Consider the following 21,107-nt stretch of genomic DNA (forward strand, 5'->3'; position numbering starts at 1 on the left):
AAGGTGGACCTGCAATTTTGTCATATTAAGTAGACTGGCATAAAAAATGTAATACTATAAATTCATAATTTAGGTTTATAATTGGTTAGTTAAAACGCTTGAATTTCCCCGATTCAAGCGTTTTTTGTTCCTAAAAATTAGCTTGTAGGGTCTAGGAGACCTTCATCGGTATTCGCCATTGCCACCGGTCTACCTTGTATCTTCCAAGCCGGGAAATAATAAAACCTGAAAAATGGAAACACATTACAAAAATCACATTATATTAAACCTATATCCTGGCGAAAAGCATCTGCATTTGTCAAACAATCTTATCTTTAATAGCGATAGGAAAACGGTAAATGATTATTGATTTTCAAGTGCCCAATTGGCCATTGCCTGAATAACAGGAAATAAACCTACCCCTGCCGGACTTAATCGGTAGATCACAAAAGGCGGAACAACGGGTTTTGCCTCCCTTAAGATCAATCCATCCGCTTCCAATTGTTTTAAACTCTGAATGAGCATTTTTTCTGTAATTGCAGGGATACATTTTTTAAGTTCACTATATCTCTTACAATCCGTAGACAGATGATAGATAATAATTGGTTTCCAATATCCGCCGATCTTATCCATTGTGAAAGTTACAGGGCATAATTCCGCTGCAATTTTTTTGTTTTCCTGAATCGTCGATGTCTCCTTAATTGCTGTCATGATTGTCTTGTTTTTGCGTTCAGTACACTTACTATAGGGTAAGTACTTCCTTAAAAGAAAGTACAAATGTACTTTTGTATTATCACATATAAAAAATTAAACGATGAAAATTACAATAACAGGTTCTTTAGGAAATATAGGCAGACATTTAGTCGATATTCTTATCAAACAAGGTCATGAGGTAAGTGTAATCAGCAGTTCTCCTGAAAGAGCGAGCGAAATTGAACATTTGGGCGCTAAAGCGCTTATTGGTTCTATCTTAGATGGTCCTTTTTTAACCGCGAGTTTTTCAGGTGCAGATGCTGCTTTTCTGATGACTCCTCCCAATTTAGGTGGCCAACATATTGTTGAGAATACCGCAAATGCAGGAAAAGCCTACGCGACAGCCATAAAGTCGGCTGGCTTAAAAAAAATAGTGATGTTAAGCAGCGTTGGTGCTGATTTTGATGCTGGAACAGGACCAATTCGCGGTTTGCACCAAATTGAAGAGATATACAAAACACTACGCGATGTTCATATCACCTTTTTGCGTGCCGGATATTTCTACACGAATTTTTATAACGATATTCCATTAATCAAAAACGCAGGTATTGAAGGATCAAACTTCCCTGCAGAGCTAAAAATTCCATTGGTTGATCCTTTAGATATTGCTACTGCCGCAGCCGATGCGCTCCAAAATTCAGAAGTTGGACATCACGTGCGTTATATTGTTAGCGATTATGTTTCAGGAGCAGAAATTGCCCACACATTGGGAGATGCTATTGGTAATCCAAACCTGCCATGGATTGAATTTACCGACGAACAAGCTTTGGACGGTATGTTAAAGGCGGGACTTCCAACAGAAATTGCATCACTCTATGTAGAGATGGGGCAGGCAATCCGTGCAGGAAAATTACAACAAGATTTTGAAATTCAGGGTCAGCCTATCTATGGTAAGATCCAATTAAATCATTTTGCCATTGATTTTGCTAAACGATTCCAAAAACTATAGATCAATAAAAAAGGGTATTTTAAGTTGTAATAACTAATAAGATCGGCCCTTTTTTATTAAATTTAATAGAGATGAGCACGATAATCAATCGGACTCATCGCTATTAAATCTATTGAACTAAACATCCTGCGCAGCTCTCTGAATAGGCTATGAAAAGCTTGAACTTCCTTCGTATCATACGATTAAAATTATCCATGTGCCTAAAGTTAAACGGAAATACTCTTTATTAAAACAGAATACAGGTCTTCAGGCTTAACAGGTTTGATTAACCAATAACTTATAGCCAGAGAATGACAAAGCGGTTCTATGTCTTGCTCTTCAGCACTAAAAATGGGAATGATGTTCTGCTCAAAATTGTTATTAAATTTTTTTTTCGCGAATATTCTTTATTGTTTCGATACCACTGATAATAGGCAGTTGATTGTCGATCAAGATAGCGTCAAAACAGCGCCCCCCTTTTAACATCTGTAATACTTCAAATCCAGTTTTTGCCTGTACGCAATCAATATTCTTTAAGGATAACATCCGAGCCAAAGCATTTCGTTCAGATTCTTCCTCGGCAACAACGAGTACATTCTTTATTTTTTTCAATTCCTCCCACTCATTTATTTCCCAGATAGAACGCACCTGAATATTGAAAAAGAAACGGCTGCCAGCACCAAAAGTGCTTTCCAATTTCAATTCACTATCCATCATTTTAAGCAGTTTATTGGATATAGTCAATCCTAATCCAGTTCCGCCATAACGTTTAGTCATCGAGTTATCTTCTTGCGTAAACGCATCAAATATCCGCTCCAATTTATCCGCTTTGATCCCTATACCTGTATCTTTGACACTAAAGCACAGAACAGCCTGGTCAGCATCATGTGATTCTACTGTAATGCTTAGTTCAATGGTTCCTTTCTCGGTAAATTTTGTGGCATTACTTAATAAATTCATCAATACTTGCTTGATGCGAAGAGCGTCAACCCAGATGTAATGTGGTACATCGGCCGCGATATTCAGATAAAACGCTAGATTTTTGGTTTTGATCTGCAGATTAAGAAAGTTCGTCAACTGAATAACCAGGTCGTGGAGATCGGTCTGTTCAATTTCCAGTTCTAACTTTCCGGCTTCAATTTTAGAGAAGTCTAGAATGTCGTTTACGATCCCAAGCAATAAATTAGCGGATTGATCAACGATCGTAAGGTATTCCCGTTGCGTATCCTCCAATGCTGTTCCAAGCAATAGATCGGTAAAGCCAACAATGCCATTCAGCGGTGTACGAAGTTCGTGGCTCATATTTGCCAAAAATTGTGATTTTGCTGCATTTGCCTGCTCGGCTACTAATTTTGCCTTTTCCAGCTCCTCGCGTTGATGAATAATCCGACTAATATCTGTCGCAATCGCAAGATAACCGATGACATTGTCGTTAATATCCCTAATATGAGTAACTGCTAAGGAAACATATAATTGAGATCCATCTTTTCGACAATAGGTCCACTCGCGCTGCTCAGCACCGTGCAGCTCTGCCATATCTACAAAGAGCCGAAGTTTATCTACTGAATGTCCCAATTCGACCTCCAGTTCTTTCGCCCTCAAAACAAGTTCCTCTTCTAGATGAAAGTGTGCAAGACCAAATTTACCAATCACTTCTTCACTACGGTATCCCAAGAGGTTTTCGGCCCCTGTATTAAACAATGTAATTACACCAGCATTGTCGGTCGCAATAATACCGACAGCAGAGGTTGCTTCCAACACTTCTGCAAGTAATTTTTTTGAATTGGAAGACTCTGCTTCGATACGTTTACGCTTATCAATATCCTGAAAAGTACCGTATAAACGGACACAATGACCATTTTCAAAATCGGCATTTCCCAAGGCACGTATCCATAGTTCATGACCGGTGAAGGTGACAATCTCAAGTTCCAAATCCCAAGCTTCTCCCGTAGCGAGTGCGTGTTCAATTGCAGTCTGTATTTTTTTTCTACTTGATCCCGCTTTATAGAACTGTAATGCAGTTGTCAGGTCTGGTTCATAGTCTTTTGGTGCTTCATGAATCTCTCTCGTAATTTCGGACCATACTATCTTCCCATCAGCAGGTGTATATTCCCAGCCCCCAATTCTAGCTACCCTTCCGGTCCGTATCAATGTGGCCTGTGCATGCTTAAGTTTCTTTTCTAGAAAATGTTCTTCTGTAATATCTACTGCATTACCAATCACATAAGGTATTTTTTTTTTCACTGGCCTGGAGAATATTGTTAAACATCCAGATACGCATGTCACCCGAACGAGTCATGGTACGCATTTCTCCTTTGATTGTTCCATGCCGAACAATCGCATCCAGGTAGTTTTGTAAATTTTTGTGCCCCTCCGATGGAACAATATCAAAAAGTGATAATACCTGAATCTCATCTCTCGTATAGCCTAAGATCCTGGCTCCAGCATCATTGACGGTGATGAAATTCCCTTTCAGATCATGGGTACACATAAGCCCTTGAGAATTATCGAAAAATGCTTTCAGCTTTTGTTCACTTTCCTTGTATTTTTCTTTCTCCTTTCTGTTGACAATAAGCGTAACAACTTCATCCCGGAGAAGGGTTAGAATTTCTTTTTGATGCTGGTCGAGTTGCCTTGGAACACGATCGATAACACATAGCGCACCTAAGGCATAGCCATTGGGATCGATTAATGGTAAACCAGCATAATAACGGATATTTGGTTCTCGGGTAACGAGTTCATTGGATTTGAAACGTTCGTCTTTTTCAGCATCTTCAACTTCCATCAGTTGATCTTCTTCCAGGGTATACTGGCAGAAAGATACATCCCGTCTGGTTTCTTCAGTCTCCAAACCAACGCGCGACTTAAACCACTGCCTGTCTTTATCCACCAACGAGATCAATGAAATAGGTGTACCGCATACAAGCGATGCAATTTTTGTAATGCGATCGAATTCTTCCTCTGTTGCAGTATTTAAAATTTCGTACTCATGCAACACGCGTATTCGATCCGATTCATTTGTAGGCGACAATTTAGCATTCATACAAAAGCCTGTATTCGTTGTTAGTTTTATCTTCGAAATCTTTATAGGTTCTAATATCTAGCTTGCTCTAGCGTATAAATAATATTTCACTAATCTTCCAACAATTGATTTAATCATTCCCACGCCCAACTAAAATATATTTTGTATTAACACTCCTGATTCTATGGTAAAACATCGAAAACCAGCGCTAATAGCATGATAAATATAAACATGAACACCGCTACGTTAAAATAGTTTTAAATAAAAAAACAAACTATTAGATTAAAAGTCTACCAACAATAAGTACTCCACTCCCGCCTACCTTTTGCGCTTAAAATTATCCAAAGCCAACTGTTATCCTTTCCTAATAACACGCCATCTGAAACGAACATGCAATAAATGTAACGAATAATATATACCTGAGTCGATTGAAAATAGAAATCATCGAAATCTTTTAGGATTGTTCTGTCTTTGGCGCCCATAAAGGAGAAGATTATATCAGTTTTTCAATGCGAAAAAAATATTTTAAAAAAAAATTGAACTTGTGAAATCCAAGCTTTCCCAAAAGTCGTAAATGGGTATAAGTACAGAGAAAAAATTATAAACTAAAAGACTTTTGTTATGGAAAAGATAACCTCCCACAACGAAACACTATTGAACTCCAATAGTGACATGGACAAAAGAGATCTCAGACGAAGAGACTTTTTAAAATATGCAGGAGCCAGCGCAGCGACATTAGCCATACTCGGTATGTCGAGCTGTAAAAAAGACCACGACGATGGTATGGATAACGGCGGCAAGGGCATGTATTTTGGCAGCGGCGACATTGCTATCCTAAATTATGCCTATGCACTTGAACAACTTGAAGCCGCATTCTACATCCAGTTAGTCAATAATCCCTATAGCGGTATGACGGATATGGAAAAATCTTTTTTCACCGATATCCGTGATCATGAAATTGCACACCGTGAGTTTTTCAAAGTGGCCTTGGGTGCAAAAGCCATTTCAAGTCTAGAATTTAACCTAGCTGGCGTCAATTTCAGTAGCCGTGAAACAGTACTGGCAACAGCAAAAACATTTGAAGACCTTGGTGTTTCGGCCTACAATGGTGCTGGTTGGCTAATCAAAGATGTCAATTATTTACTATTGGCAGGTAAGATTGTTTCCGTTGAAGCACGACATGCTGCTTGGGTCAGGGATATGATCGACAACGGCAGTTTTGCCAATCAAGAAGTAGTGGATTCAAATGGTCTTGATCTCGCAAAGAGTCCAAGCGTGGTGCTTAGTGCCGCTGCACCATTTATTAAGTCCAAGATTGATGTTAGTGACCTACCAACCTATTAATTCACCCAAAATCTGATTATCATGAATCTCTTAAACGTTTTTGAACAAATAAATGCTGTAGATCCTGAATTCAGCGATCGTATCAGCCCTCGCCGTGAAGCAATCAAAAGTTTGGCTTCCATGAGTAAAAAAGTAACCTTGGCTGCCCTGCCCTTTATGATAGGTGAACTCTTTAAAAAAGCCTACGGTGCCACTGCGCCCACAGATGTAAATGGAGTACTCAACTATGCCTTGACATTGGAATATCTCGAAGCAGAATATTATACAATGGGTGTTGCCAAAGCAGGTCTTATCCCCACAGGTAAACCACTTGGTGCGATAACCACCATTCGTGACCATGAAGTTGCACATGTGAATTTTCTTAAACAGGTACTGGGAAGTAAAGCTGTTTCAAAACCAACCTTTGATTTTACTGCTGGTGGCACTTTTGGCAATGTTTTTAGTGACTATGATACATTTTTAGCTGTCGCACAAGCATTTGAAGATACTGGTGTAAGAGCTTATAAAGGCCAGGCGGGAATTTTACTTGGCAATCGCGTTGTACTGACTGCTGCGCTGCAGATCCATTCGGTTGAGGCAAGACATGCCTCCCATATCCGTCAAATGCGCCGTGCCCGCGGAGGTGGAGCCGCCAATCAAAAACCTTGGATTACGGGAGGCAATGACAGTGGTATAGGAGCAGTTGTCGATCCGGTATATGCAGGCGAAAATAATGTGACACAAGCGGGAGTGGATATTACGACTTTGCCAGGCGCCTCGGGGAAAATTTCGACCAATGCGGCAACCCAGTCATTCGACGAACCTCTAACTGCAGAAGCTGTACTTAATATTGCAGGTTTATTTATAAAATCCTAACAAAAGACGTAGTTTACCTGTTTTAGCGTGTCCTGATCGGTTTATCCCATCAGGGCATTTTTTTATATATTATATACTCCCCATCACACATAATGCACTGAGCGTTGGCGCATCTTTTCCGCCTTCATCTTCCAGTGTAATGGCAAAAGCCTGAGCTTGGGGAATATCGAGCATCTTACTTGCCGTGTCTCCTTTTGAATCCAATGGAAAAACACCTGCATTAACAGGTTTACCGTCAACCATCGCCCACAACTGATATTGCTTTCCTTTAGGTGCAACTGGCATGTGCTCAATGCTTAGATAAACTGCCTTTGATGCCTGATCCCAAAATACCAAGGCACGGTAATCGGGTTTACTTTCTACGCCCTTAAGAGGGATTGTTTTGATCGCTGGGTTTTGAACGAGTGCCCATTTGTTCTGTAATGTCGCTACTTTTTCTTGTTCAGCATCAAGTAAGGACGTCGTCTGATTTAACTTATTTGCTGTATCCTGTTTGCGTTGATATAAGAAAATATTAGCACCAATACTAACAGCTAACAATAGACTCGCTGCAACCGTCCACGTATAAGACCGAGCACCGAGCGTTTTCTTGTCGGCACCGATAGCAATTACTTCGCTATCGCCTGTCGAAGCGGGCGCGAGTACTTCGTTGACTTCCTGATCTTCGCTTGGCACAAGATTTTCCGCTATGAGTTTATTCCATATCTCTTGTTTGAACTGCATAGGCATCTCCATCGCTTGGCTATCAGCCAACTCTTCGAGTGCAATTTCTGCTTCGATGATGGCTTGTTCCACTTCGACATTATTTTTTCGAATACAATTCAAGATGCTCACTTCCTCTTCAGAAGCCAGCCCCAAAACGTACGATTCAATAATCCCCGACGATATGTATGCTCTAATATCCAAAATTAACGATACTCCTTTAGTAATTGTTGTAACTGTATAAATGCCGCTCTGGTACGAGTTTTTACCGTTCCCAGCGGGACATCAAGTTGTTCAGCTATTTCTTGTTGTGTATATCCTTCATAGTAGGCCATCTCAATCAAGATACGCCATTCAGGCTTCAATTTATCTAAAATATTTCTGAATCCAATAAAATCTGCTTTCGTATGTAGTTCGTCCTGACTTTGATCTTGTTCTTCCTCCCTATTTACGATATTTGAAAGCGGTTGGTTTTTCTGTTCGTTTACGATCGCTTTTGATTTTCGATGATCGAGGGCTGTATTACGGGCAATGTTGATCATCCAGGTATAAAGACGGCCTTTTTCAGCATCGAAAACATCGATGTGTCTCCAAATTTTGACAAATACGTCTTGTATGACTTCTTCCGCATGCTCAGTTGAAGCCACTATACGACAAACCACACCAAAGAGCGCATTGGCATAGTGATCGTAAAGATAACTAAAAGCCTGCTGATTCTTCTTTTTCAACAAAAGAATCAATGTTTCTTCAGAAAGATTGTGTAATGGACTCAAATTTCACGTTTATAATGATCTAAAGATGGATATTAAAAATCAGAAAAAAAAGCAACTAAAATAAAATAAGTTAAAGTACCTATAAAACAGGTTAAAATACCTACTATACCATAGCATTTATGCGGATAGCATTTGTTACTAATGTTTTACATTGCTCAATTCCTGTTTTTGGTTATTTAATTCCACTAGTAGTCCCACTAGAACGGGATCAATTTAACTTAATTAGGCCAGATAATCAGCTTGTAGTTTTCATTTTCGGCTAACCTGGTATACACAGTTAGATTTACTAAAATTTATCTAATAGCTTAATTTACAAGAAGAATTCCCCTTGGAAATTGGATTTATCAACAGCATATCACATGTTGCCAGATAAAATTCATCAATTAGCTGGATAATCAAATCATCTCTTTCGTTATTAACAGCTAGTCCCACCCAATTTTTTGAGGGAAGATATTTACTTCGGGTCCATTGAACGGGCTGTTCTATTTGTTTTTCTGAACGCAACCATTCTAATCCACTATCATTGAAATATATCTTTTCATTTGACAAATCCATCACGATGAAAGGTCTTTTCTTAAAATAGAAAATACTCATATCAAGATCTGCAATTACATTCATTCGAATATGTTTTTTGAGATGCACATATGCATTTATACGGGTTAGTGTTGACATCTATTTATCTTATTGGCTATAATAAAATCGTCATAAATTTCCATGAACATTCAAAGTAGGCGAAGTGTTCATCAGACGAGAATCAAAGATATTCGAACCAGCGGTCTAAGTGGGGGTATATTTTGTTCTAATAGGTGGAAAAAAATGTTAATGTAGGTTGAAAATACGACGGATAAAACCACTAATTTACCAAGCGAAAGGATATGCGTTAGTTTGCCCCCTTGCAGGTTTCGGCGAATCGTAAAATCCCTGCACGGATTGTAAATAACACCATTGAACCAGTGTTGCAATGGTTTAAATTTGATAAACAACAAAAGATATGCGGAAAGAAAGTAAAAGCACGTCATTCATTAAAAAAATTCTAGGCTTAATTAGTCTTATCCTTATGGTAACAAATAGTAAAGCACAGCAGGTCACGCACTATTTTCCAAGCGGAAAAGATAAGGCAAAGACAATCAGTGGACAGTATGGTGGTAATAGCGGAATTTGTCTTTTTGAAGATGGCAAATTTCTGTTATATGGTTATGCTACATCTGTTTTCGGGTCCTATGTTTTTGAAAAAGATTACCTGCTTTTCTATCCGGATGAGGCCCCTTTATTTCAACTGTATGGGCGTCACAATGCTAACTTCAAAGACAGTACTCGTTTCAATTTGGCAGGTTTTGAAGGCGGGAAAACCTATGTACAATTTGATAATGACAGTACACATCGGGTTTTCAATGACAAAGCAAACTGTTTCAGCCCCCCTTTTGTTCATCAGGAATCCAAACCGGTTCAATCGCTTAAGTTTATTGTACAAAATCAGTATATGGAAGATGATAGCACTTATCAAGTCTTTCAGTATACCAATGAAGGAAAATTCAATGATTTTATAGCTGCTTATAACAAGCCCCAACGTGCACGTCAAAATTTCAGCGCATACCTATATTTGGCTGAAGGTAATAAATTAGCCATCAGGCTCTCCAATTATGGTGGAGAAAGAGGTTTTTTAAGAGAAAATCAAGACGGTTCAAATCAAGAGCATTGGAACGAAATATTGACCATGAAGAAGGATTATGATCAGTCAAACTATATCGACCCCACAGAAATATTTAGCAATGCACATTACACAATATTTTACCCTGACCTCGAACAGTACATTTTAGATCCTGTCACCGAAAGATATATCAGCAAGTTTGCATCAGACAATGAAGCTTTTTTTGCAGGAAATCCTGAGCAAGACGATCGGTATTTAAATAAGTACATCCGGCAGGGTCTGTCCTTTCTGCAAGATGAAAGATTCGATAAATCAAAACTAGCAAAGACCAGCTTATTCTATACGAGCTGTGACGAACCTGAAAAATCATATCATTATGAAAATGGATCACAGCAATAATTGCCCAAAAGCCACAGCAATGATTCAAATAGGATTTTAGCACTAATAAGCGTAACAAACAGTGGCATAAACGGCGATTAATACGAGCGTGACCTCTTAAATATGGCTTAATTTTGGTAGTAATAACTGGATAACATATACACCAGTTTTAATTTCGGCAAAGATGATGAATTATATAAAGATTATTATTGGACTGGGAATTTGCTCACTGGCAAGTTGTGCAACTCAAAAGGAAAGTATTGTAAATAGAAAAGAGACAGAAAGTGTATCCTTAGCTGAGGGACAAAGTATATCATTGCGAGAATATCCGATCAAGATCAAATTTAAAGGTATTTCAGAAGATAGCCGTTGCCCTGAAGGCGTCAACTGTATTTGGTCTGGAGTTGCGGTAGCAGAAATTGAGATCGCAGAAAAAGCGACCGAACCCACGATTATAAAGCTCGCCACAATAGATTTACAGGATAGAGGCTATCAAAGAACTGCCAATACCAACGGATATACCATTTCATTACAAGATATCGCCCCTTATCCGAACAAGGAACAAGGGACACAAACGCTACGGGGTAACTACAAAATCTCTGTTATTGTACAAAAAACTGTAAAATAAACCTACAGCGGTTCACTATGTGGTAGCAATCGCCCCTTTGACAAAGGCAGTACAAATCCAAACAAGTCATCAAGTTTTGAAAATACCGAAACGTGTATTTTAATTATATGCATGGATACTTATTGGTTCATTCCTTGAAAAATAATACCTTTGCCAAAACCTCATTTATGAAAAAGTTTTTTAAATTTATTAAGATCACATTTTTTTCTATACTGGCCATTATTGGGCTATTATTCCTCTATTTTTTCATTTCCAATCGGATATTTATAGGAAATACCAATGCGGAAAATATAGCGTATCTCAAACTCCATAAAACGGAGATTAAGGATCGTATTGTAGATTCTCTATTCGACAATAGCTTCTATAATTCGGATATTTTTTTACTTGGGGAAATTCATGGCTACGCAGACAATCAAAAGTTGGACAAAGAGCTGCTATTCTATTTGAACAAAAAACTCGGTGTTAAATATTACATTGCTGAGATGGATAGTACAAATGCCAATAAACTAAACAGCTTTTTATCCAAGCCCCTAAAAGATAACGCCCTACTGAAAGATGTGGTTAGCTCCATTCGCAAACGTATTCCGCAACAGTCTAGTTTAGAGCTATATCAAAAATGGGGTGAAATTTATGATTATAACCGTAACCTTGCCGATTCGGCAAAAATCACTGTTATTGGCATAGACAAAAGCTTTACAGCGGATAAATCTGACGTGTCCAGGGATTCAGCTATGCTATTAAATTTGGAAAATTATATGAAAGAACACCATATTAAAGGTAAAAAACTATATGGGCTATTTGGTTTCTTTCATGTTTTACAAAAAGGAAAGGATGCAACTAACGATCCTTTTGCTGCACGCTTGAAAAATAAAGGATATAAGGTATCTAGCTTTGTTAGTTATACCATTGCTAGTGAAATGTATCTCCCAAAGAATCCTCAATTTCCAACCCCTGCAGATGAAAAAGTAGATTGGGTAAATGCAGATGGCCCACTTATGCTCGTGAAAGGCATTCAGGATCTAAAAGAATTAAGTCGACCAAATAGTATATCATTGTTTAAACTCAATGCTGCACATTCACCCTATGCTACTTCTCAAAATTTAATAACTGTAAAATCACGGCTTTTTGGCGAAAATATCATACCCGCTGAGAAGACTCATACAACTGATTTTTTTCAATATGTATTTTTGTTGCGAAATTCAAAGGCCTTAACAAAACTTGATTAGGGCAGCAAGCATTTCATCGAAAAATCGGGTAAACAGGCCGTCTGTAGATCATGTGATCAAAGAGACAAGTATCCTAATGAAAAATATTCCATTCATAAACAGGATGATCCATATTTAAAAGAAGGAATCTAGCTTATCGACTTGCAAGATATCACTTTGGTTTTTATATTTGCGACATCATAATAAATCCTAATGCGGAAGTGGCGTAATTGGTAGCCGCACCAGACTTAGGATCTGGCGCCGCGAGGCGTGGGGGTTCGAGTCCCTTCTTCCGCACAAAAAACTCCCGAGCTCATAAGTTCGGGAGTTTTTTTTAGAAATTAGTTCTTAGCTACACGATTTAAACCGACCAGTCAAATGGTTTTGTACAAGGATCGCATTCAAATTTTAAAACCTTGCCTAGACTTTTGGCTTTTTTTCCTTTTTTCACAAATACATACGCTAAATCTACATATTCTTCCACTTCCACTCCGCTTTCATCTCTACCTTTTACGATAACAGAATAATATTTCCCGTCAGGATATTGCTTGTAAAATACTTCGTTTACAGTAATCTTTTTTGGTGTTTGATTGTCGCAGCAGCTACACCACAAAATAACAATGGGCTCTTTCTTAAGATATGCTACTGCGGTTTCCGCTTGTTTTTGTGTTAGGGCCTGTAGTTGGTCGGCTTTTGAAAATAAGGCTGTGCATAGCAACAAAAGAAGAAAAACGGTCTTTTTCATACAAATAGTTTAAAGTTTAAAAGAATTCATCAGCAAAGACTATGCCTTTAGATACACGAAAAATAACAACAGCTTTCCTTAGGTATGAAATAGTCGGTTATTTCTTTGCCAATTCTGGGCAGTGTATTGGATTTCCCCTAACAGAAAGACCTTACAAATTTATAAATTAACAACTTAAAAAACCTGTTCTCAAGATACAAACGGTATCCCTAATAGATGGTGTTAGTATCTTGAGAACAAATTGATATTTTATTTTTCCCAAACCAATGCACTTGCGCCAAGAATAGCAGCATCAGCTTCTTCCAATTCACTAAAGACAAGTTTCACTTTATTCCTAAACAAAGGAAAAAGATTTCTTTCCATATGCAGCTTCGCAGGTTTTAAGATAAAATCACCAGCTTTAATTACCCCACCAAATAGGAGAATTGCTTCAGGAGATGAAAACATCACAAAATTGGCCAAGGCTTCACCAAGCTTCTGCCCCGTATATCTAAATACTTCGATGGCAATTGCATCCCCTTTCAAAGCACATTCATGAACAGTCTTCGAATTTATAGCATCTTCTGGATACTGATTTAGCATCGACTCAGGAAACTCAGCTCTCATTTTCTTTGCCGTAATCGTTATTCCTGTCGCTGACGCATAGGCTTCTAAACTTCCTTCAGAACCTGTGCTCCAATGCTTCCTTCCTCCAGGTTTAACAATGGTATGGCCTAATTCTCCAGCAAATCCGTCATGACCATAGATAAGCTTTCCACCGGCGACGATACCGCTGCCGACACCTGTCCCTAGGGTAATCATAATAAAATCTTTCATTCCCCGCGCTGCACCAAAAAGCATTTCACCATAGGCTGCAGCATTGGCATCGTTGGTTATGGTACAGGGAATGTTAAACTTAGCGGTCATTAAATCACTGAATCGAATGACACCCTTCCAAGGAAGATTGGGCGCATGGTCTATGGTTCCAGTATAATAATTCGCATCCGGAGCACCGACGCCAATTCCATCAAAGCTATCTTTACCACCAAAATTTTCAATTAAAGGAGATGCTTTTTCATACAACGCATCGATAAAATCCTCTACTGTCTCATAATCATCTGTTTTTATGCTTCCCTTTTCAAGTACTTCACCGCGATGATTGACCACGCCAAATTTCGTATTGGTCCCTCCGATATCTATTCCCAACGCTACACGTCTTGATAAATCTATTAATGACATTTCTATTTCTTGTTTCTTAGTTCTAAAATTACTAAAAGATAATATTTTATGAGCAGTCGACAAAATCTTCTTGCCATTTTATACCTGTAGGTAACGCTATTTATGGTCACAAGCAATCCGATCAAAGTTGGATGTATCCGGCATCGCTACTTTATTTTATCGCCTACGCACAAGAAATTACCAAAGGCGGCATAGTTTTAGCACATTAAGAATAGTTTAGGCCCTATATTTATATTTTTTAGTACAACAATAAATTTATGAATAAAATATTACGATTTTTTGATCTACACCAAGGTGAAGAAAAAAAGGAAGCTGTTCTGGAAAATGTTGTCAGTAATATTTCTTTTCGCGGAGCTAATGCCTGGATTCTAGCCTGCGCGATTGTAGTGGCGTCTGTTGGATTGAACGTAAATTCTACTGCCGTCATTATAGGAGCCATGCTGATATCTCCGTTAATGGGGCCAATAGTAGGAGCTGGATTCGCCTTAGGGACTTTTGACTTTCCGTTATTAAAAAAATCGCTAAAAAATCTACTGATCGCCACATTGATCAGCTTAGTCGTGTCGTTTATCTATTTTCTTTTAAGCCCCTTCAAAGAGGCACAATCTGAGTTACTAGCACGCACATCACCCAATATTTACGATGTCATGATTGCAATCTTCGGTGGTCTGGTCGGTGTCATAGCCATTACAAGAGTGGATAAGGGCAATCCAATTCCTGGAGTAGCAATTGCAACAGCCCTGATGCCTCCACTCTGTACCGCGGGCTATGGGCTCGCAATAGGCAATTTCAGCTTTTTCGCCGGCGCATTATTCCTGTATATAATAAACTGTGTTTTTATCTGCATTTCGACTTTTGTGATTGTCAAATATTTACGGTACCCCAAAACACATTATGTCGATCAGCAACGGGAAAAAAGAATTACACAAAGTATTACCATCATCACAATTATACTTGTATTGCCGAGCGTATATTTTGCATACAATCTACTGCAAGAAAAAAAATACACAAACAAAGTAAATCAGTTCGTTCAACAGGAATTGAGCAATAAAGGTTATACGGTTATTTATGAAAAACTGGAGATGAATGGTAATCCAAAGAAATTAGAACTGGCTTTCTTATCAAAAAAATTCAGCAAAAAAGAAGTTGAGTCTCTACAACACAGCATGGAAACATTTGGGATTACCAATACCTCGCTGGTTATTCATCAGGACAGTTTAGACCTAAAATCGAGTATTCTTAGCGAAATCGATAAGCGTACCGCTGCTGTAAGTGAAAAAGACCTTACCATAAGAGCGCTCAATAATGAACTTACCAAATACCAATTGGCCAATCCACAGCTCGATCGGGATATCTTGGTATTGTTTCCCGAGCTAAGCTCCTATAGCATTGGTATACAACAACATTACAGCAAAAAAGATAGCTTAGCCAACCTTGTCGCATTTATTTATTCTACCAAAACTCCGCTACCTCAAACACAACGGGAAAAGCTACAACAATGGCTACAAAATCATTTTCCGAAAGATAGTGTGGAAATTATACGTAAATAGACTTGAGTCAGCTCGTTCTATGCCGACGATCTGACGGTTTAAACAAGCGTAAGAGCTATGTTCCATCAGCAAAGAACGAATAGCGAAATACTCACATCCAAATAGAGAGCTTGATCAGCAAACCATAGGATGCGAGCCGACAGTCAGGACAAATTATCGGCAGCTTTTAGGTGTTTAAGAAAAATGCAGCACAACAGCGGAAAACCGATATAATAAGTAACGAGAACGAGCAAAGGCAAAATCCCCTCGGGTTTGACAGGATCTACTGCATACGTTTTTATCAGGAGCTGCAGACCGATATTTTTTTCTTTCGAAAATAGAATCATCGTTGCAAAATTATAACCAAAATGCAAAACGATCGGATACACTATTTTACTGGTTTTAATATAAATCTGCGCGAATAAATACCCCACTATACCAGTCGATACAAGGACTTCCAGCATCTTAAAAACCTGCCCCACGATACCGTACGAAAACCAGTGATAAATGCCAAAAGCCAGCGCTGTGATCAATGCAGCTTTCCCCTGACCACAGCGTCTCATAAGAATATATAATACGGCTCCCCTAAAGATCAATTCCTCAAATACTACCGCTTTTGATACGTAATAAAGACTGCCAAAAAAATCAGATACCGTATAATTCGGATTTAGTTGATACGGATTTCCGACTAAATAAGCAATACTCAAATAGAGAGCAGTAACGTATATTATGGGACCAAACAGACAAAACAGGAAAGATCCGACCTTTGAGGAAAACCCCAGAACCTGAAGGTTCCGCTTGCAAAAATAACCCAGCAAAAACTGGGAGACGACCAATTCAAGAGCAATAGCGATCATGATTTTTTTTACACAAAGCTATAGCCTTAAATCATTTAATTTCACGACATTTGAATACGCCGCAAAATGTCATAAAATGACCAATAAATCCAGCAAAGAGAAAATAGCGCTTTTGATCAAAAATGCCCGTATCAGTAAAGGATATTCCCAACAGCAACTTGCTGATCTTGTCAAACTGAATCTTCGATCTGTACAGCGCATCGAAAAAGCTGAGGTTCTACCAAGGGCTTATACCCTCAATTTAATGGCAGTGCAGCTTGATCTCGATATTGCACTATTGAAGGAAACCGAACCTGTACATGAGATCCTCGAGAAGAAAGTAGCACAACAAACAAAACCCGCGTTAAACAAAGCTCAAAAACTCATTGTGAGTATAACCTCAGGCATACTCGGCATTTTATTAATATCCGCCTTTCTTTCACAATCGACGAATTTTCCGGAGACAAGTTTCGAACTATTTTTACTGCTTGCGGTCGCTGTGCTTATCTATGGAATCATTCTTTGGTGGACCTGGCGGAATCGTTAGCTTTTGATAATCCCTACTGTTTTAAAAGAGCTGCATCTCTTATAAAGATTTCAACCCTGCTCCGATCTTTCTCATTTAATTTGACATAGCCTTTTACAATAACAGGATTCTCTTTTAACCACACTTTATTGTTGTCGCTCAGCGTAACCTCCACCATCGGTGGAATACCATTTTGGCCACAAAACATACATTGCTGCACTGGCAAGACCGACAAAAGGAACCTATTATGGCGAAGGCCGGCCCTTAACGGTACCATATAGCCTTGCAACTCTACCCTTGTTCCATCCAGTTTCGCAAGCTTACTCGGAAAATAAGGGGTGTAAACCGTCTTGCCATTAACCTTGTTCACTTTATAGAGCATGGTGTCAAAAGTTTTCCAAACCTCATTCATCATAGGCTTATGATCGACCAAATGTTGTGATTCCGTTACCCCTTGAGAAAAAACTGGATTAGTTTTACTTCCTGCAACAACAAACAAAAAAACTAGAATAAATTGCTTAAACATAACGCATTAAAGATTTACCTATCAAATATAGTTAAAAAACAGTAAAAGCAACTATATTGCATTTGATGATTTTTAATTATATTTATAATACGAATAGCACTATGAAATGGCAACTCCATTTGACAATAGACAAGAGGTATAATCAGCACGATTTGATAAAAATTAATTTATGAACACATTATTAAAAAAAGATGCAGCATCCAATCCGGAAGATTTAGGAGACCAACACATGATGACTTCAATGGATACTCCCCTGCGACCCGATGCATTTGATCGAACAGACGAAGAAAAAATCAGCAAGATATCTCAACTTTTTAAGGACATCATGTATGAACTTGGCCTCGACCTACAAGATGACAGTCTGAGCGGAACGCCCCATCGTGTAGCAAAAATGTATATCAACGAATTGTTCCATGGCCTTAACCCGGTTAACAAGCCCAAGCTGTCCACCTTCGAAAATCGCTATGGCTACAATAAGCTCTTGATAGAAAAAGACATACGGGTAAATTCAGCCTGTGAACACCATTTTTTACCAATTGTGGGACGGGCACATATAGGCTATATCCCCAAAGACCGCGTAATAGGGCTGTCAAAAATAAACCGTATTGTAGACTATTATGCGCATCGGCCACAGGTGCAGGAACGCCTTACTTTACAGATTTACAATGAACTCAGATCTACCTTATCAACAGATGATATCATTGTTGTGATTGATGCAGATCATCTGTGTGTTTCCGCAAGGGGTGTCAAAGACACCAGCAGCAGTACAACAACACTGGAATACAGCGGTATATTCTTATCAGAAAGTAAACGCAACGAATTTTTCAATTTATTGAAATAAGGTCTGCCTTTCCCCGACTTTCGTTGGGGAGATACCAAAAGCAGATTAAATGTATAATCATCGCAAATGAATACAGCCCATGCTCGCCCAGTAACCATTTTAACTGGCTTTTTAGGTGCAGGAAAGACGACTTTTCTAAATGCGCTAATGAAATCCTATCCGAAAAAACGCTTTGCTATCATTGAAAATGAGATAGGACAACTAAATATAGATAGTTCCTTGCTCAATGAAAACTATGGACAATTGGTAGCGCTCCAAGAGGGGTGCATCTGTTGTACGATGAACGATGAACTTTACACCGCACTCGAATCGCTCTATCAAAAACAGGACAGCTTTGATGAACTCGTTATTGAATGTACAGGTCTTGCCATACCCGATGCTTTAACAGAACCTTTTACAAGGCATCCAGTGTTTAAGAACTACTTCCCATTAAAAAAGATTATTTGCTTGGTTGATGCTGCACTTATTGAAGATCAGATCAAGGAAAGGGATGAAGTGTTACGGCAAATCACGGCTGCCGACGTCATTGTCATTAACAAAACCGAAGCGGTACATTCAGCATATTTGAGCTATTTAAGCGACTACTTAGCACATGTAAACCCATTAGCGCAAACTCTCCAGTCAACAGTAACGGAGGGGTTTCCTTTCGAAATAATTGAGGAAATAAAGTACACAAAAAAAATAGAGGCCTTTTCTTTTCTGAAGAACGTTAATCTAAGCAGTTCACTGATACTTGGCAAATCAAGTCTGGCAAAACAACATCTGAGCGATATTGCAACGCGCGCCTATACTTTTGCTGAAGAATTTAATTTCGTAAACCTATTTCTCGGTTTGAGCAAACTCGTCGGCAAGTATCCAAACAAAATTTACCGAATGAAGGGAATTGGTTATAAAAAAGATGAAGACAAAAAAATCATTATACAGACCGTCGGTTCACGTGTCGATATCGACTACGGTAACCATTGGAAACAGGATGAAAGAAAAATGAATACACTGGTATTTATTGGAAAAGAACTGGATAGTCTCTCCATACAAGATCTCCTGATACGTATGTTGACCATCAAAGAGAAGCAATAAACGATTTATAGAAACAATTGTCTACGTAAAAAGACCTCTCGGACACAAATCCGAGAGGTCTTTCCATGACTAATTACGCTTACTTTGTATTTTATTTAATAAGCCAAATAATGTCATTTTGGGTATCTGATCCATTAAACTGACGTTGCAAAGCTTCTTTCAAGTAAGTTTCGTTGGTACTGTATTCGGTCTTCGGATATGCCCACCGTTTCGGTATCTGGTTATTATTGGCATTCGAAGGTCCTATATCAAAAACTGGCACTCCTGTCCGGCGCTGCTCAAAAAACGCCTGTTTTCCTGAGTTTTCAAAAAATGCCACATACTTTTGTGTTAAGATCTGCTTTAACCCTTCCGCATTGTTCCCTTTGTAAGGATTTGCCTGTAAGAATAAATTGATCTTGTCTTGAGAAACTCCGTAGAACAGCATCGACTGACTTATCCCCGACTGAAATCTTACCGCAGCATCTCCGCTAGCCCAACCGCGATTGATACCTTCTGCCAGAGCAAATTGGACTTCGGAGGCACCAAGTTGAATAGACGGAACCCCAGAGGGCGAAGCGAGCCAATAATCGAAATTGATCATAGACAGCTGTCCATCCGCCGCTTGTTTTAGCAAGGTACTCTGTAGGTCGCCTGTTTTCCCGCCATTGTATGCGTCGAAAGGGCGCGTAGGATCAGAAGGCATCGCCGAAGCCGGCAGTGCCTGAATCAACAATCTTGGATCCTGTAAAGTCTTTAAAATATTCAGGTAGGTTGCTCCCAATGTGTTTCGCACATCCTTTTTTATAATCACACCGTCTGTTGGCCAGAGCGGATAGGTGTTAATATTATTGTAAAGGAGTTGAAAATTATCCCGATTTTCAAGAATCAGCGGGTATTTGGTTGGATTCGCTAAAACTTCAGCAAAGCGTTCCTTCACCCGCAATACGGGACTATCATCTGCACGTTTGCTGAGGCTAATTAAAACACGTAGCTTAAATGAGTTGACCAGTTTCTGCCACTGCTCAGGCTTGCCATTGTAAAAGAAATCGCCATCTAAAGTATTGCCTTTTTCTTTGAGATTTGCCAGTTCATTATTCGCCTCCTCAAGCCAGCTAAGCACTTGCTGGTATACCTCCAACTGGGTATTGTATTTGGGCGCAAAATTGCCCGCTGATTCACCTTGCAAAGCCTCTGTCAATGGAATATCACCAAACATTTCAGTCGTTCGGGCAAAGAAATAAGCCTTGAAAAATTTGGCCATGGTCATATAAGCAGCACTCAATTCAGGAGTTTTCGCAGCTTCGATTTCCATACGGTACACATCACGCAATATACCATAGGGCGTTTCAAAGGAGCCTGTAGTCCATCCATAAGGCTGCCCCGCATAATAGGCTTCATTTTGTGTCATATACTGATTATGTCGATGATCTTCACTCCATGGCGCATCATAAGAACGCATGAGTATTCCCGTAAACAAAAGTTTTGGAGCAGGATTATATACAGCCGCAGGGTCTTTTTGTAGATCCGTTATCTTTTTACAGGAACTGAAAGAACACCCGAACAGGAGAAGAATGAGAGTGGATTTAAAGTACTTCATTTTTAAAAATTTTGA

The 21,107-nt window shown here is 39.0% G+C and carries 21 protein-coding genes and 1 tRNA gene; 11 read left to right on the forward strand and 11 right to left on the reverse strand.

The features are described from left to right. Window positions 1-342: 342 nt before the first annotated feature. Complete coding sequence (locus BV902_RS21880) at window positions 343-690, reverse strand: winged helix-turn-helix transcriptional regulator (RefSeq protein WP_075993765.1); 348 nt, start codon at window positions 688-690, stop codon at window positions 343-345. Window positions 691-793: 103 nt separating this feature from the next. Here BV902_RS21880 and BV902_RS21885 point away from each other — a divergent pair, with 103 nt between their 5' ends. Continuing rightward, a complete protein-coding gene (locus BV902_RS21885; protein WP_075993766.1) occupies window positions 794-1,681 on the forward strand; it encodes an NmrA family NAD(P)-binding protein in 888 nt (295 codons plus the stop codon). 360 nt (window positions 1,682-2,041) lie between these two features. Here BV902_RS21885 and BV902_RS21890 read toward each other — a convergent pair whose 3' ends face one another. After that, window positions 2,042-3,904, reverse strand: a complete 1,863-nt coding sequence (locus BV902_RS21890; RefSeq protein ID WP_075993767.1) for a hybrid sensor histidine kinase/response regulator — start codon at window positions 3,902-3,904, stop codon at window positions 2,042-2,044. Next, the gene (locus tag BV902_RS21895) at window positions 3,873-4,703 is read right to left on the reverse strand and encodes a GAF domain-containing protein (RefSeq protein WP_075993768.1); all 831 of its coding nucleotides are present in this window, start codon (window positions 4,701-4,703) and stop codon (window positions 3,873-3,875) included. Before BV902_RS21895 ends, BV902_RS21890 begins: the two co-directional genes overlap by 32 nt. Window positions 4,704-5,303: 600 nt before the next feature. Between BV902_RS21895 and BV902_RS21905 the strand changes: the two genes are divergently transcribed. Together BV902_RS21905 and BV902_RS21910 are read left to right on the forward strand one after the other, a co-directional pair. Beyond that, window positions 5,304-6,026 (forward strand): ferritin-like domain-containing protein, encoded by a 723-nt coding sequence (locus BV902_RS21905; protein WP_075993770.1) that lies wholly within the window; start codon window positions 5,304-5,306, stop codon window positions 6,024-6,026. A 21-nt stretch (window positions 6,027-6,047) separates the two neighbouring features. Next, a complete protein-coding gene (locus tag BV902_RS21910) occupies window positions 6,048-6,881 on the forward strand; it encodes a ferritin-like domain-containing protein (RefSeq protein WP_075993771.1) in 834 nt (277 codons plus the stop codon). Window positions 6,882-6,950: 69 nt separating this feature from the next. Here the strand turns inward: BV902_RS21910 and BV902_RS21915 are convergent, their stop codons facing one another. The 3 genes from BV902_RS21915 to BV902_RS21925 all read right to left on the reverse strand — a co-directional run bounded on the left by BV902_RS21915 (window position 6,951) and on the right by BV902_RS21925 (window position 9,028). Continuing rightward, window positions 6,951-7,787, reverse strand: coding sequence for an anti-sigma factor (locus BV902_RS21915; protein WP_075993772.1), 837 nt, complete (start codon window positions 7,785-7,787; stop codon window positions 6,951-6,953). Window positions 7,788-7,789: 2 nt separating this feature from the next. Beyond that, window positions 7,790-8,356 (reverse strand): RNA polymerase sigma factor, encoded by a 567-nt coding sequence (locus BV902_RS21920; protein ID WP_075993773.1) that lies wholly within the window; start codon window positions 8,354-8,356, stop codon window positions 7,790-7,792. Between the two features lie 297 nt (window positions 8,357-8,653). After that, window positions 8,654-9,028 (reverse strand): hypothetical protein, encoded by a 375-nt coding sequence (locus BV902_RS21925; RefSeq protein ID WP_075993774.1) that lies wholly within the window; start codon window positions 9,026-9,028, stop codon window positions 8,654-8,656. Window positions 9,029-9,413: 385 nt separating this feature from the next. Here BV902_RS21925 and BV902_RS21930 point away from each other — a divergent pair, with 385 nt between their 5' ends. The 4 genes from BV902_RS21930 (at window position 9,414) to BV902_RS21945 (ending at window position 12,512) form a co-directional block, all read left to right on the forward strand. Continuing rightward, on the forward strand, window positions 9,414-10,403 hold the full coding sequence (locus tag BV902_RS21930; RefSeq protein WP_157626179.1) for a preprotein translocase subunit SecD: 990 nt from the start codon (window positions 9,414-9,416) through the stop codon (window positions 10,401-10,403). A gap of 163 nt (window positions 10,404-10,566) precedes the next feature. Further along, window positions 10,567-11,010 carry a hypothetical protein gene (locus tag BV902_RS21935; protein ID WP_216640392.1) on the forward strand — a complete coding sequence of 148 codons (444 nt, stop codon included), beginning with the start codon at window positions 10,567-10,569 and terminating at the stop codon, window positions 11,008-11,010. Between the two features lie 167 nt (window positions 11,011-11,177). Then, window positions 11,178-12,236, forward strand: a complete 1,059-nt coding sequence (locus BV902_RS21940) for a hypothetical protein (protein ID WP_075994928.1) — start codon at window positions 11,178-11,180, stop codon at window positions 12,234-12,236. A 194-nt stretch (window positions 12,237-12,430) separates the two neighbouring features. Beyond that, window positions 12,431-12,512 (forward strand) — tRNA-Leu (locus BV902_RS21945). Between the two features lie 64 nt (window positions 12,513-12,576). On the opposite strand, the gene BV902_RS21950 is transcribed toward BV902_RS21945, so the two are convergent. After that, a complete protein-coding gene (locus BV902_RS21950; RefSeq protein WP_075993777.1) occupies window positions 12,577-12,960 on the reverse strand; it encodes a hypothetical protein in 384 nt (127 codons plus the stop codon). A 249-nt stretch (window positions 12,961-13,209) separates the two neighbouring features. Then, the gene (locus BV902_RS21955; protein ID WP_075993778.1) at window positions 13,210-14,178 is read right to left on the reverse strand and encodes an ROK family protein; all 969 of its coding nucleotides are present in this window, start codon (window positions 14,176-14,178) and stop codon (window positions 13,210-13,212) included. A 257-nt stretch (window positions 14,179-14,435) separates the two neighbouring features. On the opposite strand from BV902_RS21955, the gene BV902_RS21960 reads away from it, so the two are divergent. Beyond that, entirely contained in the window at window positions 14,436-15,728 is a 1,293-nt protein-coding gene (locus BV902_RS21960; RefSeq protein WP_075993779.1) for a TIGR00341 family protein, read from the forward strand. Between the two features lie 143 nt (window positions 15,729-15,871). Here BV902_RS21960 and BV902_RS21965 read toward each other — a convergent pair whose 3' ends face one another. Continuing rightward, entirely contained in the window at window positions 15,872-16,564 is a 693-nt protein-coding gene (locus tag BV902_RS21965; RefSeq protein ID WP_075993780.1) for a CPBP family intramembrane glutamic endopeptidase, read from the reverse strand. Between the two features lie 76 nt (window positions 16,565-16,640). Here BV902_RS21965 and BV902_RS21970 point away from each other — a divergent pair, with 76 nt between their 5' ends. Further along, window positions 16,641-17,090, forward strand: coding sequence for a helix-turn-helix domain-containing protein (locus BV902_RS21970; protein ID WP_172840727.1), 450 nt, complete (start codon window positions 16,641-16,643; stop codon window positions 17,088-17,090). Between the two features lie 13 nt (window positions 17,091-17,103). On the opposite strand, the gene BV902_RS21975 is transcribed toward BV902_RS21970, so the two are convergent. Beyond that, window positions 17,104-17,595 (reverse strand): hypothetical protein, encoded by a 492-nt coding sequence (locus tag BV902_RS21975; RefSeq protein ID WP_075993782.1) that lies wholly within the window; start codon window positions 17,593-17,595, stop codon window positions 17,104-17,106. A 169-nt stretch (window positions 17,596-17,764) separates the two neighbouring features. Between BV902_RS21975 and folE the strand changes: the two genes are divergently transcribed. Beyond that, a complete protein-coding gene (folE, locus tag BV902_RS21980) occupies window positions 17,765-18,436 on the forward strand; it encodes a GTP cyclohydrolase I FolE (RefSeq protein ID WP_075993783.1) in 672 nt (223 codons plus the stop codon). A gap of 66 nt (window positions 18,437-18,502) precedes the next feature. Next, complete coding sequence (locus tag BV902_RS21985; protein WP_075993784.1) at window positions 18,503-19,513, forward strand: CobW family GTP-binding protein; 1,011 nt, start codon at window positions 18,503-18,505, stop codon at window positions 19,511-19,513. Between the two features lie 91 nt (window positions 19,514-19,604). Here the strand turns inward: BV902_RS21985 and BV902_RS21990 are convergent, their stop codons facing one another. After that, complete coding sequence (locus tag BV902_RS21990) at window positions 19,605-21,092, reverse strand: SusD/RagB family nutrient-binding outer membrane lipoprotein (protein WP_075993785.1); 1,488 nt, start codon at window positions 21,090-21,092, stop codon at window positions 19,605-19,607. Window positions 21,093-21,107: the final 15 nt, after the last annotated feature.

The sequence above is a fragment of the Sphingobacterium sp. B29 genome, from assembly GCF_001952815.1.
Classification (GTDB): domain Bacteria; phylum Bacteroidota; class Bacteroidia; order Sphingobacteriales; family Sphingobacteriaceae; genus Sphingobacterium; species Sphingobacterium siyangense.

What these genes read in the sequence shown, in the direction of transcription:
- BV902_RS21880 (WP_075993765.1), bottom strand. Translation starts at nt 690, where the DNA reads ATGACAGCAATTAAGGAGACATCGACGATTCAGGAAAACAAAAAAATT.
- BV902_RS21885 (WP_075993766.1), top strand. Translation starts at nt 794, where the DNA reads ATGAAAATTACAATAACAGGTTCTTTAGGAAATATAGGCAGACATTTA.
- BV902_RS21895 (WP_075993768.1), bottom strand. Translation starts at nt 4,703, where the DNA reads ATGAATGCTAAATTGTCGCCTACAAATGAATCGGATCGAATACGCGTG.
- BV902_RS21905 (WP_075993770.1), top strand. Translation starts at nt 5,304, where the DNA reads ATGGAAAAGATAACCTCCCACAACGAAACACTATTGAACTCCAATAGT.
- BV902_RS21910 (WP_075993771.1), top strand. Translation starts at nt 6,048, where the DNA reads ATGAATCTCTTAAACGTTTTTGAACAAATAAATGCTGTAGATCCTGAA.
- BV902_RS21925 (WP_075993774.1), bottom strand. Translation starts at nt 9,028, where the DNA reads ATGTCAACACTAACCCGTATAAATGCATATGTGCATCTCAAAAAACAT.
- BV902_RS21930 (WP_157626179.1), top strand. Translation starts at nt 9,414, where the DNA reads ATGGTAACAAATAGTAAAGCACAGCAGGTCACGCACTATTTTCCAAGC.
- BV902_RS21935 (WP_216640392.1), top strand. Translation starts at nt 10,567, where the DNA reads ATGATGAATTATATAAAGATTATTATTGGACTGGGAATTTGCTCACTG.
- BV902_RS21940 (WP_075994928.1), top strand. Translation starts at nt 11,178, where the DNA reads ATGAAAAAGTTTTTTAAATTTATTAAGATCACATTTTTTTCTATACTG.
- BV902_RS21950 (WP_075993777.1), bottom strand. Translation starts at nt 12,960, where the DNA reads ATGAAAAAGACCGTTTTTCTTCTTTTGTTGCTATGCACAGCCTTATTT.
- BV902_RS21955 (WP_075993778.1), bottom strand. Translation starts at nt 14,178, where the DNA reads ATGTCATTAATAGATTTATCAAGACGTGTAGCGTTGGGAATAGATATC.
- BV902_RS21960 (WP_075993779.1), top strand. Translation starts at nt 14,436, where the DNA reads ATGAATAAAATATTACGATTTTTTGATCTACACCAAGGTGAAGAAAAA.
- BV902_RS21965 (WP_075993780.1), bottom strand. Translation starts at nt 16,564, where the DNA reads ATGATCGCTATTGCTCTTGAATTGGTCGTCTCCCAGTTTTTGCTGGGT.
- BV902_RS21970 (WP_172840727.1), top strand. Translation starts at nt 16,641, where the DNA reads ATGACCAATAAATCCAGCAAAGAGAAAATAGCGCTTTTGATCAAAAAT.
- BV902_RS21975 (WP_075993782.1), bottom strand. Translation starts at nt 17,595, where the DNA reads ATGTTTAAGCAATTTATTCTAGTTTTTTTGTTTGTTGTTGCAGGAAGT.
- folE (WP_075993783.1), top strand. Translation starts at nt 17,765, where the DNA reads ATGAACACATTATTAAAAAAAGATGCAGCATCCAATCCGGAAGATTTA.
- BV902_RS21985 (WP_075993784.1), top strand. Translation starts at nt 18,503, where the DNA reads ATGAATACAGCCCATGCTCGCCCAGTAACCATTTTAACTGGCTTTTTA.
- BV902_RS21990 (WP_075993785.1), bottom strand. Translation starts at nt 21,092, where the DNA reads ATGAAGTACTTTAAATCCACTCTCATTCTTCTCCTGTTCGGGTGTTCT.